Consider the following 14,847-nt stretch of genomic DNA (forward strand, 5'->3'; position numbering starts at 1 on the left):
TTTTATGGCACTAAAGATGGAATTACAAAAATTAGAAGTTTGGGATGGTAATATGGCTGCAAGCCAAGCTCTAAGACAGGCACAAGTAGATGTTGTAGCGGCATATCCAATAACACCTTCTACTCCTATCGTTCAAAATTATGGTAGTTTTGTTGCAAATGGTTATATTGATGGTGAGTTTGTAATGGTAGAATCTGAACACGCAGCTATGAGTGGTTGTGTAGGTGCTGCTGCTGCTGGAGGGCGTGTTGCTACGGCTACTAGTTCTCAAGGTTTTGCATTAATGGTAGAAGTTCTATATCAAGCAGCTGGTATGAGGCTTCCAATATTGCTAAATTTAGTTAATCGTGCTTTAGCATCGCCACTAAATGTCAATGGAGACCATTCTGATATGTATCTTAGCCGTGATACAGGATGGATTAGCTTATGTACTTATAATCCACAGGAAGCATATGATTTTAATCTTATGGGATTTAAGATTGCCGAAGATTTGAGGGTTCGAGTTCCTGTAATAGTTAATCAAGATGGTTTTATTTGTTCTCACACTGCACAGAATGTTTCTCCATTAAGTGATGAGGAAGCATATAACTTTATAGGGGATTATAAACAATATAATGCTATGCTAGATTTTAGCAAACCTGTTACTTATGGCTCACAGACAGAAGAAGATTGGCATTTTGAACATAAGGCTCAATTGCATAATTCAATAATGAATTCAACACCTATTATTAAAGAGGTATTTGATGAATTTGCAAAATTAACAGGTAGAAAATACAATATAGTAGAATCTTATGATTGCTCTGATGCAGATTTGATTATAGTAGCATTAGGCACAAGTGTAGAATCTGCCAGAGTAGCAAGTAAAAAAATGAGAGAAAAAGGTTTAAAAACAGGTGTTGCTTCTATTAGGACATTAAGACCATTTCCTTATAAAGAGTTGGGAGAAGTGTTAAAAAATGCTAAGGCAATAGCAATGCTTGATAGAAGCCTCCCAGCTGGTGCTATGGGAATGCTTTTTAATGAGGTTGCTGCATCTGTATATCAAGCAGAATCTACTAAACACCCGATTATTTCTAATTATATTTATGGTTTAGGTGGAAGAGATTTAACTCAAAGTAATATAGAGGGGGTTTATTTGGAATTAGATGCTAATGCTAAGGCTGGTAAGCTTACTCACCCAACACAACAATTTTTAGGTCTTCGTGGAAAAAAAATAGGATTTAATTAGGAGGAATAAAATGACAAGAGAAATTAAAAATTTAAAACAATTTTCTAAAGTAGCCGAAAGATTTGAGGGTTCTCACTTACTTTGTCCTGGTTGTGCTCATGGAATGATTGTTAGGGAAGTATTAAATGCCACAGAGGCACCAATATTAATTGGAGCTTCAACAGGTTGTTTAGAGGTATCTACGGCAGTTTATCCATATACCTCTTGGAATGTTCCTTGGATTCATATAGGGTTTGAAAATAGCTCTACTGCAATCGCTGGAGCAGAAGCAATGTATAAGTCTTTAGTAAAAAAAGGTAAATACAAAGGAGAGAAGCCAAAATTTGTTGCATTTGGTGGTGATGGAGCAACTTATGATATTGGTTTTCAATGGATTAGTGGTTGTTTTGAGAGAGGACATAATATGACTTATATATGTCTTGATAATGAAGTATATGCAAATACAGGAGGGCAGAGAAGTGGTTCTACTCCGCTTGGTTCGTCTACTTCGACATCTCCTGCTGGAAATGTAAGCTATGGTAAAAAAGATAAGAAAAAAGATATTTTACTAATTATGGCTGCACACGGAGCGCCGTATGTGGCACAAGTATCACCAAATAAATGGAAAGATATGAATAAAAAAATTAAAAAAGCCATAGATACAGATGGTCCCACATTTATTAATGCTATGAGTGCTTGCACTACGGAGTGGAAATTTAATGCTGATAAAACTGTTGAAGTAAGTGATTTAGCTGTGGATTCTTTAGTATTCCCATTATTTGAAATAATAAATGGTAGAGAATTAAATATTACATATCGTCCTAAAAATGTATTACCTGTGAGAGATTATCTTGGTGCTCAAGGCAGATTTAAACATTTATTTAAAAAAGAAAATGAGCATATTATTGAGCAACTTCAAAAAGATGTAGATGATAGGTGGGAATATCTACAAAGAAGAGAAGAAGCAAGGGTGTAGAATCTAAAAGAATCTAATGGGCTCTTTTATGATATTTGTCATTTTGTGTTTTATAAAAAGAATTTGCTCCTAGAATCTAGATTCTAGGATTCTTTATAATTTTATCAATAATATTTTCCATTAAATAATCTATATATAGCCATACTAAAAAATTACAACCCAACTATAGGTGCTAGTATTATTAGCATAAGCCTTAGCATAAGAAAAAAAAAGGGGGGGGGTAGTAAGGATATAAAACAAATTATAACTATACAATTTATAACATAAATTCTATAATAATTAATTCTTCCTACAATTTACTTAGTCTATTTTTGATGTTTAGAAAATCTATATAGTGTTGTAGAGAAGTGCCTACATCCCCAATTTTGTAAGTTTTGTTTGGCTTATGTAATGGGATATTTTTATTTTTTATTTCTTTGATTAAAATTTTTATTTCACTAAGCAAACATTCTAATATTTTTATATCATCTACTTGGTATATATTAAAGTTTTTTGTTGCTATGTAATTAGGTTTTAATTCAGTTTCTATAATTTTTTTTAGTAAAGTTAAGTAAGATTCTTGAGTTTCTTTTCCAAGTTTCCCATTTGTTCGTTTTGAGATTACTTTTGATAAATATTCTTTAAATTCTCCTTCATAAGATGAATTTAGTAGTTTTAGTTTAAATTCTTTACCATCACATTTTAGTTTTATAGTATCCATTTATCATCCTCCTTTTATAGTTTATTAATACTTAATTTTAATACTAATTTTGACACCAATTATTTCCAAAAAATATTTTGTATATATTATTATCGCTATCTTCATATATACCAATATACCCATACTCATAGCCCCATTGTCCATAGTTACACTTTAATAATGTTAAGGATTTATTTCCTAGAAAAAATGCATTTAGTATTACTGCATATAGCATTGTAGAGGCAATTGCAATTATTATCTTTTTCATATTTTCCCTTTTCAAATTTATTTAAAATAAGGGTTTAATTCTACCCCCCCCCTATATTAATATATGCTTAAAATCCAAATATTAAAAATTGTTTTTTAAGTATGTAAGTGCTAGAATCCAAAATTTTTAAAATCCAATATAAGAATCAATTATGCAAAATATACGAAATATAGCAGTTATAGCACATGTAGATCATGGAAAAACCACTTTAGTAGATGGTCTTTTGAGGCAATCAGGGACATTTAGCGAGCATGAGGTAGTAGATGAGAGAGTTATGGATAGTAATGACTTAGAAAAAGAGAGAGGCATTACCATACTTTCTAAAAATACTGCAATTAATTATAAAAATACAAAAATTAATATTATTGATACTCCTGGTCACGCTGATTTTGGTGGTGAAGTTGAGAGAGTTCTTAAAATGGTTGATGGAGTTTTACTTCTTGTAGATGCACAAGAGGGTGTAATGCCACAAACAAAGTTTGTAGTAAAAAAGGCTCTGGGCTTTGGAATCCGCCCTATTGTTGTAGTTAATAAGATTGATAAGAGTGCTGCTACACCAGATAAGGTTGTAGATGAGGTATTTGATTTATTCGTAAGTATGGGGGCTGATGATAATCAACTAGATTTTCCTGTGATTTATGCTGCGGCAAGAGATGGCTATGCAATTAAAAATTTAAATGATGAGAAGAAAAATTTAGAACCGCTTTTTGAGGCAATCTTAGAAAATGTTCCAAATCCAAGTGGAAATGATGAATCTCCCTTACAAGCTCAAGTATTCACACTTGATTATGATAATTATGTAGGTAAAATTGGTATTGCTAGAATATTTAATGGCACACTTTCTAAAGGGCAAAATGTGCTTTTAGCAAAAAGTGATGGAGAGAAAGAAAATGGAAGGATTACAAAATTAATAGGTTTCTTAGGTCTTGCTAGGACAGAGATTGATAGTGCAAGCACAGGCGATATAGTAGCTATTGCTGGATTTAATGCTATTGATGTTGGAGATTCAATAGTTGATATTAATAATCCAATGCCACTAGACCCAATGCACCTTGAAGAGCCTACTATGAGTGTATATTTTGCAGTAAATGATAGCCCTCTATCAGGCACTGAAGGCAAACATGTAACTGCAAATAAAATCAAAGATAGATTGTTAAAAGAAATGCAAACAAATATTGCTATGAAAATGAGTGAAGTTGGTGAGGGGAAGTTTAAGGTTTCTGGTCGTGGTGAGCTTCAAATAACTATTTTAGCAGAGAATTTGAGGAGAGAGGGTTTTGAATTTAGCATATCTCGTCCAGAGGTAATAACAAAAATTGAAAATGGAAAGAATTTTGAGCCATTTGAGCATTTAGTAATTGATACTCCACAAGATTTTAGCGGTGCAATAATAGAAAAATTAGGTAAGAGAAAGGCTGAAATGAAAGCTATGAATCCTATGAGTGATGGCTATACAAGACTTGAATTTGAAATTCCAGCAAGAGGACTTATAGGTTATAGAAGTGAATTTTTGACAGATACAAAAGGTGAGGGTGTTATGAATCATAGCTTTTTGGAGTTTCGTGAGTTTAATGGAAGTATTGAGCATAGAAGCAATGGTGCATTAATTAGTATGGAAAATGGAGAAGCGACTGCATTTTCACTATTTAATTTACAGGATAGAGGTGTTTTATTTATTACTCCTCAAACCAAAGTTTATGTTGGTATGGTTATAGGTGAGCATAGCAGAGAAAATGACTTAGATGTTAATCCTATTAAATCAAAGCATTTAACAAATATGCGTGCAAGTGGAAGTGATGATGCAATTAAATTAGTCCCACCTCGTGAATTAACACTTGAGAGAGCTTTAGAATGGATAGAAGATGATGAGATATTAGAGGTAACTCCTAAAAATATTAGAATTAGAAAAAAGATTTTAGACCCAACACAAAGAAAAAGAAAAAAGTAAATAGTTAAATATAAAAGAAGAATTAAATTTTTCTTTAGATTCTAATATTCAATAATTAAGGCTATGTTAAATAATAAGTGCTATTGTTGAAAACAAAAGCATAATTAAAAGATAATTGGATTCAAGAAATTTTCATCGCCCTATCTAGTTTTATAAAAATTTTGCAAAATCAAATTTCTTAACATAATTTGACATAAAACTGAAATCTAATTCCCCATCAGATTTTATTGGTAGCTTTATGCTTACTGTTGGAACTTCTGAAATTCCCATTCCGTGTGCTACTGTCTTAAACAATCTCTCCGAAATAATAATAGAAATATAATATTTGGCATATTTATCTATTTTGCCTTTAAATTCTTTCTTAAAATCACAAATCATCACAAAGCTAGTTGCACAAAACTTATAATCGCAATAGTATGTTTTCCCTCCTCCACCATCTCCACCACTAATAATACAAATTTTATCTTTAAAACTTTTTTTAAAATTGCTTTTCATTCCTCCTATTCCATTGTTGTCTTTTTTGCTATTATCAATGGAATACCTTTTAAATCAAATTTATCTTCAAGTGTTATTTTTATTGATTTTTCTTTTCCTTTTTCTAGCTTTTCAATCAGCTTAGTTAGACTAATTTGAGCATAAGCATATGCTTTTGTTTCTTTGTAATCAAGTTTGGTTTCTATTGGCATTTTTCCACACAAAATTTTTGATGACACACATTCTCTAATGTATCTTGCAAAAACTCTATCATCAATATCAACAGCTCTATGAGAGCTATAAGCTTCAAATAAAAGTTTATCATCATACTTAAATCCCCTTTTTTAGTAGCTCTATTTTCTTGAAAGTTATTATTAAGATAGGCATCTAGTATTTCTTTCTTAATAGATTCCCACCTATTTTCCTTATCAACCCTGCTTTCATTTTCCACTACATAACCATCATCAAGACAATTTATTAACAATGTTATTTTTCCTTTGCTTATTTTTTTCAAGCACAATAATACAAGTATTTGCCCCTTTTAGGATAAAATAAATTGCTTGGTAGCGATACCACTGCATTTAGATTTGAAATTTTGAATATTTTTTCCAAATAATCAATATTCTCTCTTATTGTCCCTTTTACACATGACTTAGGAAGGATGGAGGCTTTTTAGCCTCCATCCTTCATTTTCTTAAGTGTTTCATAAACAAATTTTAGTTCACAATCTTTTTGACTAAATGGTGGATTCATTAAGGCTCTATCAAATAAATCCTGAAAAGATTTTAACTTGGTAAAACAATTTTCATTAAAAATGTTTGTTGCACCATCCCCGTGTAAAACATATTAATACCTGCCAATGTAGCATTAAATTCACTACATTCAATTCCAAACAACCTATTCTCCTTGATAATTTTTTGTTTCTCATCAAAACTCTCATCTTTTTTAAGCTCATTAAACATATTTGCCATTGCATTTGTAAGGAATGTTCCACTTCCACAAGTAGGGTCAAGAACATTGTTATTTTTGGAGCAGTGTGCTAGGACATACATTAGATTAGCGATATAATAGGAGTAAAAACCTCTCCTTTTTCATTGGCATTTGCAGAATTCCATCTCCTAAAAACCTTTAGAAAATTATTCATAATGTCGTGTCCTCTGTAATCATCAGCTGAAATATTTATAAAGTTATAAATTGTGGATATTTCTTGAATGATTGTATAGACATCTTGACTTGCTGCTCTTTGTAAAGAACTATCTCCTAATATTTTAAGAATGAATTGCTGTTTTTGCCTTTTATTTATTGGCATATCATCTGTAAAGATTACATTTATACCTCTTTTAATTGCATTTAGTATAGTTCCTGTGGATGTTAAATCAATATCTTGCCCATATTTAATACACAACATCACAGCACCAATAAAAGGAACATTCACTTGCTTATCGATATTAGAATCTCTAAATAGATTTGCTAACTTTTTTGCACTATTATTTACAATGACTTCGTTGCTTATTTTTAGGAAAATACTCCTGTAATACTCTTTGTTTTTTGGTTCTAATTCATCGCATTGCAGTTTTCCATTGACATAACATCTAAATTTCTTTTGATTATATTCAAAGCCAATAAAATGCTCATTATTCTCTAAATCCATATAATCATTGATTTGTCCTGTAAATTTATTTTTTGGACTTTCTGCCTCAAGTATAAAAGTTATTCCTTCATAAAAGTAATATCCATAGGGTTTTTTTGAAATTCCCTTTTTCTTACTCTTATAAATAAATAAAGAACCATCTGTTTTATTGGTTAATCCTAAAATATGTGAGAATTTCTTTACAATATCAAATTCCTGTTCTTCCCCCCCCCCTATTGTGTTTTATTGATTTTTTGTTATCTTTCATATATATCCTTAAATTTAATACTGTTATCTTAGGGTAATTTGAAATATTTTTAACTAAAATCTTGCAATATGTTTTTAATAAAATCAAGCAAGATACTTCCTTATCTTTTGTGTATCTTTTGTAAATTAATAAACTTGTGAAATTTTATCACACAATTTTATAAATAATACTATTATTTAGTAGAGCCTAATTAAAAATAGTTTTGTAACAAATACCATAATTAATATATTGCAGCTTTTTTGGAATTTTATTTTTAAATATAGTAAAAATACTTATAAAGGCTTAGGTCTTTATGTTTAAACTTAAGGCTATATATCTTTAAAATTGGTATGCCCAGAGGGATTCAAACCCCCGACCTACAGGACCGCAACCTGTTGCTCTATTCAGCTGAGCTATGGACACATAATTAAGGTAGAATAGAAGTTTATTTTAATTTATTTAAGTTTATAATTGGCTTTAAAGCTTATTGACAATTAACGCATTCTATACTTCTATCTATTACACCATTTGTTTGTTTTTCTGCATCTGGGCTTTGACTTCGTAAATAATATGTTGATTTTAGACCCAATTTCCATGCTAATATATAAATTTCATTTAAATATTTACCAGAGGCTTTTGATAGGTCCATAAAAATATTTACACTCTGCCCCTGATCAATCCATTTTTGCCTAATAGCTGCTGCTTTTATAATATTTAGCTGGTCAATTTCATAAGCGTTTTTATAGAAATTAAATGTATCAAGATTTAGATTTGGAACTACATTTGGTATCATTCCGCTAAGGTTTTCTTCTAGCCATTTTTTACGATAAATCGGCTCAATGGTTTGTGTAGTTCCAACTAAAATTGAGATGGAGCTAGTAGGAGCAATAGCCATCAAATATCCATTTCTAATGCCATTATTTTTTACTTTTTCTCTTAATTCATCCCAATCATAAGCATCTAATAATGTCCTTTCTGTTAGCTTTAAAGCTTCTTTATTTGCTAAGTCTATAGGTAGAATTCCTTTGCTCCAATTTGAATTTGGAAAATCTTTATAAGAACCCTTTTCTACTGCTAAATTTGAACTAGATAGGATTGTATTAAAGCTAATTAATTCCATAATTTTGTCTATTTTTTCAAAATGTTCTATACTTCCCCATTCAATTTGATTTATAGCAAGCATTTCTGCTTCTCCCATTACGCCTAATCCTATTGCTCTATTTTTTAGATTTGTAGCCCTAACCTTACGGCTAGGATAGAAGTTTAAATCAATTACATTATCTAGCATCCTAACTGCAATTGGAATAACCCTCTCTATATCTTCTTTTTTGTTAATTTTACTTAGGTTTATGCTTGCTAGATTGCATACTGCAGTTTCTCCACCTTCTCCTACTCTTTCTGTTATAAATATATTTTTGTTATTTATCGAATCAAGAGAGGTAATTTTATTTGCTTTTTTTATTACACCAGAATCTAATTTAACCTCATCATTTTCATTAAAATATTCAAATTCTCCATTCTCAAACTCAATCTTTACTTTATAGTGTGTGGGATTTGTATTTTGAAATATCTCTGTGCAAAGATTGCTACTTCTAATTAGTCCAATATGTGCATTGGGATTAGCTCTATTTGCATTATCCTTAAAACATAAAAAAGGAAGCCCACTTTCAAAATAATTTGTTAGAATTTTTTTCCATAAATCCTTAGCATTCATTACTTCCTTTATTATGCCTTCTTTTTGTTCTAATTCAGTATATTTTTTTTCAAACTCATCTCCATAGCATTCTGTTAAACAGGCACACTCATATGGGTCAAATAAAGTCCAAAGTTCATTATTTATAACCCTTTTCATAAATAAATCACAAATCCATAGTGCAGGGAATAAGTCGTGCGTTCTTCTTCTTTCTTCACCACTATTTTTTCTTAAGTCTATGAAGTCATTTACATCAATATGCCAAACCTCTAAATAAGTAGAAATAGCTCCCTTTCTTGTTCCTAATTGATCTACTGCAATTGCTACATCATTTGCAATTTTTAAGAATGGGACGACACCACCTGCTGCATTTTTGTGTCCATCAATAAAGCTTCCAAGCCCCCTTATTTTGCTAAAATCCCAGCCAATTCCCCCACCATATTTACTAAGTAATGCCATTTCTTTATAAGAATCAAATATCCCTTCTATATTATCAGGCATACTTCCTACATAACAAGAGCTTAGTTGATGTCTTGTGCTTCTTGCATTTGCAAGTGTTGGTGTGGCTACCATAACTTCAAATTTTGATATTACATCATAAAACTTTACAGCCCATTCATTAGGTTCTTTTTCTTTACTAGCTAAAAACATTGCAATTGCCATAAACATATGTTGGGGTAATTCTATTGGTTTATTTTTTCTATCTTTGATTAGGTATCTATCATATAGTGTTTTTATTCCAAGATAGTTAAATTGTAAATCTCTCTCTTTAGCTATTTTACTATTTAAAAAATCAAGGTCGAATTTATCACTAAATCCTTTTAGAATTTTACCTTCATCTTGTGCTTTTTTTAAGTAGTCTCTTAAGTGTTTATAGCCTGTAAATCCACTAACTTTATGATATAAATCATATAAAAATAATCTAGCTGCAACATAAGTCCAATTTGGAGTATCAATATCAATTTTATCTACAGCTGTTTTAATAAGTGTAATTTGGATTTCTTCAGTGGTTATTCTATCTCTAAAATGAATTTTTGCATCTACTTCTAATTCACTTTGGCTAACCCCACTAAGCCCATCAACAGCAGAACTAGTATATTTTTGTATTTTTGTAATATCTAGAGGCTCAATTCTTCCATTTCTTTTAATTACACTTATTTTACTCACTCCCTAACCCCTCTACTTGTATTCTACTAAGTCTTCAATACTTAATCTATATCTTTTTTGCTGCTCTTTTATTCGGTAGCCAAAAGTCAGTATCACACTTACGCATTCTTTGAAAGTGTCAATCTCTAATATTTTATTTACTTTATCTTCTTCAAACCCTTCTATTGCACAAGAATCTATTCCCATATAAGCAGCACAATTCATCATTGAACTAGCCATAATATAGCTTTGTTTTTCAACCCAACTTCTAGTATTAAGCCCTTTTGCTTCCTTATCTTTTAAAAATTTACCATAAATCCTAATCCATTTATTTCTCTCTTCATCTGTTTTTCCTCTTCTATAAGACATAGAGTCTATATAATTTGATGGTGGAATTATTGCTTGGAGGATACATTTTAAAACTACTACTTCTGACGCACTAGTTAATTGGATTTGGTTTAAACAAGCTTCTCTTAAGACTTCTCTTAACTGTTTATCTCTTATTACTAATATTCTTGTTGGTTCTACTCCCATAGAACTCGGAGATAACCTAGCAGATTCTAAAATATCATTAAAGTTACTTTGTGGGATTTTTTTGTTTTCATCAAAGATTTTACAAGCGTGCCTGAATTTCATCGCGCTAATAAATTTATTCATTTTGTATCCTTGCTTTGCATTTAGTGTAAATTTTATAGATTAAAGATTGATTGACTTTTTATAAAAAAGTCAAGTGCTTTAGAAATTGGAATTCTATATTTTAAAAGCTTAAAATAAAGTAGAATATTACTTAAAGTTTTATCAATCTATAAATTTTTTAAATTTATATAATCTCATTGAATTTAATACTACACTAATTGATGAAAGCCCCATAGCCAAACCTGCAATCATAGGGTTTAGAGTTAGATTTATACCAAAAATAGCTGGAATCCCCATAGCAATTGGAATAGCACATATATTGTAGATAAATGCAAATGTAAGATTTTCTTTTATATTTTTAATTGTTTTAGAAGATAACATTAGTGCTTCATAAATACTATTTAGGTTGCTATTAAGTAATATAATATCTGCTTGTTTTATTGCAATATCACTTGCATTTGATAATGATATTCCAATATCTGCTTGTTTTATTGCAAGAACATCATTTATACCATCACCAACAAAACCTACAATATTTCCATTCTCTTGAAGTTTGTTTATAAAATCTAGTTTATCTTGTGGTAGTTGTGAGTAGTAATATTCATCAATTTTGCATATATTTGCTATAGATTCTACATTTGCCTTTGCATCTCCGCTTAAAATTATACTTTTAATGTTTAGTTTTTTTAGTTTAGCTACCATCTCTTTAGTATTTTGGTTTAATTTATCTGTAATTACAAAATTAGCACAATATTTATTGTCAATACCAATGTAGCATACAATATATGGGATTTCTCTTGCTATTGCATTATTTATAAAAGTAATATTTCCAATTTTTATTTCTTTATTATCAATAATTCCACTTATTCCTTTTCCTGGGATACTTTCTATACTTGTTACATTAAAATTTGTTGTTTTTACTTCTTTTTTTATGTATTTTAATATTGCATTTGAAATAATATGTTCGCTTTTAGATTCTATTGCATATATTAATGATAAGAGGTAGTTTTTAGTATATTTAGAATCTAGAATTTCAAATTCTACTACTTCAAGTTCTCCTGTAGTTAATGTGCCTGTTTTGTCAAAAACAATAGTATTAATCTTAGAAGCATTTTCAAGGCTTTCTGCATTCTTAAAGTAGAATCCTCTTTTTGAAGCAATAGAAGTTGCTATTATAATACTAAGCGGTGTTGCTAAGCCTAAAGCACAAGGGCAAGATATAAGTAGAGTTGAAGTAAATACTATAAATGAAATATGAAAATCACCTTTTATATAAAACCACACACCAGAAGCAATTATTGCTATAAAAATAATACTTGGGACAAAATAAGCAGATATTTTATCAGCAATCCTTGCTATTGGGGCTTTTTTGGTATTTTGCATTAAAGAGATAATTTTACCAATCATAGAATCATTAGCTTTTGCATAAGCAACAGCTTCTACTTGCTCACTCTCATTAATGCTACCACTATATATTAAATTACCTTTTTGTTTTATTTTATGTTTGCTCTCACCTGTAATGATGCTTTCATCAACTATACATTTATCACTTTGTAATATACAATCTACACTAAACATTTCGCCTTTTGGAATAACTATAATATCGCCTATTTCTATATACTCTATTTTAGTTTGTATAGTCTCATTATTTACTAATTTTAGAGCGATTTTTGGAGATATATTGGTTATAGAATCTAGAGCATTTTTTGCATTATTTGTAGCATTAGATTCTAGTTTTTTACCCAGCATAATAATAGCAATAATTACTCCAGCACTCTCAAAATATAAATTATGTAAGAAATTTTGATTAGAAAAATTTGCTATATATAAACTATAAATTATCGCACTTCCACTCCCTAACATAACAAGACTATCCATATTTGGCACTAATTTTATTAATGAATTAAAGCCTTTTATATATATTTTTCGTCCAGCATATAATATTGGTATAAGCAATAGAATCTCAATTATAAAAATAAGCTTAGTGTTATGAAATATTATTGCATTAAAAAACATTCCACCCATAGATATAATAAAAAGTGGAATAGCAAAAATAATAGCTATTAAATAATCATTATTTATTTGTTTTTTGCAAGATAAACTTGTTGGTATTTCTGCTTTGTATCCTAGTTTTTCTATTAATTTAATAATATTGTCTATACTTCCATTGGTGTCATCATATTCTATTAGGGCACTTTCTCTAATTAAATCAACTTCAATTTTATTAATAATTGCTTTTCGCCTTAAACTTCTCTCTATTGATGATGAGCAAGCAGCACAGCTCATTCCGCTAATTTTTAATTTAATCGTTTTCATAATTAAGTCCTAAAAATTATAGTTATAGCTAAAGATAAAGTCTATATTGTGGTTTAAAATCTTAATATCATTAATGAAAAACTTATAAAATGGAATAGTTATTCCAAATTCAATTTGGTGTTTTTTAAAGCTTTTTGATATACCTAAGTTAATTTTAAATCCTTGTGAAAAAAAATTATCTTTTATAAAGTATTCCCCACCATAACCAGCCCCAATGTAGAAATCTAAGTATATTATATTTATTAAAAAATCAAAATTACTAGAAATTGCAAGTCCTAGTGGAATGTTATTGTTTGTAGGAAATCTTGCTCCTAAATCAAGATAGATTCTAAGAGCATTTGCGTTAAAGTAGTATAAGTATCCAATTTTACCCATAATCTCAGTTACAATATATTTTTTAGATTTATTAATATCTGTTAGAGAAAATATATTTATTCCTGTATTTACCCCAAGCATTAAAAAATGTCTTTTTATTTTTGGTGGTTTGCCTATTCTAATTAATGCTTGATTATTAGGAAGTATGTCTTTTCTAGTATAGTCAGGTTTTTTTTCCACTCTTGCTGGACGGCTTTGTTTGTATATTGATGATGGGTGTAGCACTTTTTTCTTTTCTATTGGCTCTGGTCTATCATCTAGTTTTTTATATGAGCTATCATAATTATCTAGTCTATAATAACTATTGGCTCCAAATATATTTATAAAAAAAATACATAATATAAATATAATTTTTATAAAATTCATATTTTATTAAAGTTTCCTTTATCTAAGTGTTACCCTATGTGTTTGGACAATTTTTAGTATTAGAACCTTCTATAATACCACCTTTAGAAATACATATTATAGCACTTTGTCCTCTTCTGTTTAATTCTATCATAATAGGTCCTGTTAGTTTTTTAGGAGGTGTTTTTTGTGCTGAACCAACTTTACAATATGGTATTCCTGTGCCATCAAAATGAATAGCAAATGATTGTGAAGGGTTATATTGGCAGTCTATTGAGATTATGTTTGCAATTGTTGTTTGATAAGTCTCTTGCAATTTTACTTCTTTTGCAAAATTATTTTCACATTCTTGTAAATTTGATAGAGAATACCCACTAAGACAAGCTTTATTTATAGGGTCTCTAGCTATTAAGTCTCCACTATTTGGTATTCCATCAAAGTCATTAGTGTTACCATTTTTTGCTTGATCTGCATAAATTGTATAACTATTGCTTGCACTTGTATTTCCATTTCCTCTATGGAATTGTAGCTGCCATAATCCAGACTTCCAATTTTGGATTTGTGAGCTTATTTTAGCTTGGTCTTTTTTGTCAGGTATATTATCTGACATTGTATAATATCTATCATCGAGTTGTGCTAGGGTTTTTGTGTATTTTAAATTGTTTATTAAATATTCTGTTGCTTGTTTTAGCTCTGTTCTTGGCAGATACCATATAGCCGTTACTGCCATAATACTGATTATAACCATTACAAATATAAGCTCTATCATACTAAACGCTTTTCTCATTCATTCCCCTTTTTTTACTATTTTATTAAGGATAGATAAATTTTAATATATTTTATTAACTTTTTATTTATTTTTATATTAAAAATAATCTATTTTTCATAGCCACATAAATAAAAATTT

15 protein-coding genes and 1 tRNA gene are annotated in these 14,847 nt (G+C 29.6%); 3 read left to right on the top strand and 13 right to left on the bottom strand.

Translation table 11 applies throughout. From position 1 onward, the window contains the following. Positions 1-4: 4 nt before the first annotated feature. Together CQA44_RS02200 and CQA44_RS02205 are read left to right on the top strand one after the other, a co-directional pair. Complete coding sequence (locus CQA44_RS02200; protein ID WP_115545645.1) at positions 5-1,228, top strand: 2-oxoacid:ferredoxin oxidoreductase subunit alpha; 1,224 nt, start codon at positions 5-7, stop codon at positions 1,226-1,228. A 10-nt stretch (positions 1,229-1,238) separates the two neighbouring features. After that, positions 1,239-2,183 (top strand): thiamine pyrophosphate-dependent enzyme, encoded by a 945-nt coding sequence (locus tag CQA44_RS02205; protein WP_115545646.1) that lies wholly within the window; start codon positions 1,239-1,241, stop codon positions 2,181-2,183. Positions 2,184-2,472: 289 nt separating this feature from the next. Here the strand turns inward: CQA44_RS02205 and CQA44_RS02210 are convergent, their stop codons facing one another. Together CQA44_RS02210 and CQA44_RS02215 are read right to left on the bottom strand one after the other, a co-directional pair. Beyond that, a complete protein-coding gene (locus CQA44_RS02210) occupies positions 2,473-2,883 on the bottom strand; it encodes a hypothetical protein (protein WP_115545647.1) in 411 nt (136 codons plus the stop codon). Positions 2,884-2,926: 43 nt separating this feature from the next. Further along, positions 2,927-3,130, bottom strand: a complete 204-nt coding sequence (locus CQA44_RS02215; protein ID WP_115545648.1) for a hypothetical protein — start codon at positions 3,128-3,130, stop codon at positions 2,927-2,929. A gap of 151 nt (positions 3,131-3,281) precedes the next feature. Here CQA44_RS02215 and typA point away from each other — a divergent pair, with 151 nt between their 5' ends. Continuing rightward, positions 3,282-5,078: a translational GTPase TypA gene (gene typA / locus CQA44_RS02220; protein ID WP_115545649.1), complete on the top strand. Its 1,797-nt coding sequence runs from the start codon at positions 3,282-3,284 to the stop codon at positions 5,076-5,078. A 150-nt stretch (positions 5,079-5,228) separates the two neighbouring features. Here the strand turns inward: typA and CQA44_RS02225 are convergent, their stop codons facing one another. The 11 genes from CQA44_RS02225 to CQA44_RS02275 form a co-directional block, all read right to left on the bottom strand. Continuing rightward, positions 5,229-5,573 (bottom strand): restriction endonuclease subunit S, encoded by a 345-nt coding sequence (locus CQA44_RS02225; RefSeq protein ID WP_115545650.1) that lies wholly within the window; start codon positions 5,571-5,573, stop codon positions 5,229-5,231. 5 nt (positions 5,574-5,578) lie between these two features. Further along, a complete protein-coding gene (locus CQA44_RS02230) occupies positions 5,579-5,764 on the bottom strand; it encodes a hypothetical protein (protein WP_115545651.1) in 186 nt (61 codons plus the stop codon). Next, positions 5,755-6,036, bottom strand: a complete 282-nt coding sequence (locus CQA44_RS02235; RefSeq protein WP_147289743.1) for a hypothetical protein — start codon at positions 6,034-6,036, stop codon at positions 5,755-5,757. Before CQA44_RS02235 ends, CQA44_RS02230 begins: the two co-directional genes overlap by 10 nt. A gap of 301 nt (positions 6,037-6,337) precedes the next feature. Then, positions 6,338-6,604, bottom strand: coding sequence for a DNA methyltransferase (locus CQA44_RS02240; RefSeq protein ID WP_115545653.1), 267 nt, complete (start codon positions 6,602-6,604; stop codon positions 6,338-6,340). Then, positions 6,604-7,203, bottom strand: a complete 600-nt coding sequence (locus CQA44_RS12455; protein WP_181881741.1) for a hypothetical protein — start codon at positions 7,201-7,203, stop codon at positions 6,604-6,606. Before CQA44_RS12455 ends, CQA44_RS02240 begins: the two co-directional genes overlap by 1 nt. A gap of 572 nt (positions 7,204-7,775) precedes the next feature. Then, positions 7,776-7,852, bottom strand: a tRNA-Arg gene (locus CQA44_RS02250). Between the two features lie 61 nt (positions 7,853-7,913). After that, positions 7,914-10,280, bottom strand: coding sequence for a ribonucleoside-diphosphate reductase subunit alpha (locus tag CQA44_RS02255; protein ID WP_181881753.1), 2,367 nt, complete (start codon positions 10,278-10,280; stop codon positions 7,914-7,916). A gap of 21 nt (positions 10,281-10,301) precedes the next feature. After that, positions 10,302-10,925 (bottom strand): NAD(P)H-dependent oxidoreductase, encoded by a 624-nt coding sequence (locus CQA44_RS02260; RefSeq protein WP_115545655.1) that lies wholly within the window; start codon positions 10,923-10,925, stop codon positions 10,302-10,304. Between the two features lie 141 nt (positions 10,926-11,066). Next, positions 11,067-13,220, bottom strand: a complete 2,154-nt coding sequence (locus CQA44_RS02265) for a cation-translocating P-type ATPase (protein ID WP_115545656.1) — start codon at positions 13,218-13,220, stop codon at positions 11,067-11,069. A 9-nt stretch (positions 13,221-13,229) separates the two neighbouring features. Further along, positions 13,230-13,961, bottom strand: a complete 732-nt coding sequence (locus CQA44_RS02270; RefSeq protein ID WP_115545657.1) for a hypothetical protein — start codon at positions 13,959-13,961, stop codon at positions 13,230-13,232. A 34-nt stretch (positions 13,962-13,995) separates the two neighbouring features. Beyond that, positions 13,996-14,727, bottom strand: coding sequence for a Tfp pilus assembly protein FimT/FimU (locus CQA44_RS02275; protein WP_115545658.1), 732 nt, complete (start codon positions 14,725-14,727; stop codon positions 13,996-13,998). Positions 14,728-14,847 lie beyond the last annotated feature (120 nt).

This window comes from Helicobacter sp. MIT 14-3879, from assembly GCF_003364125.1.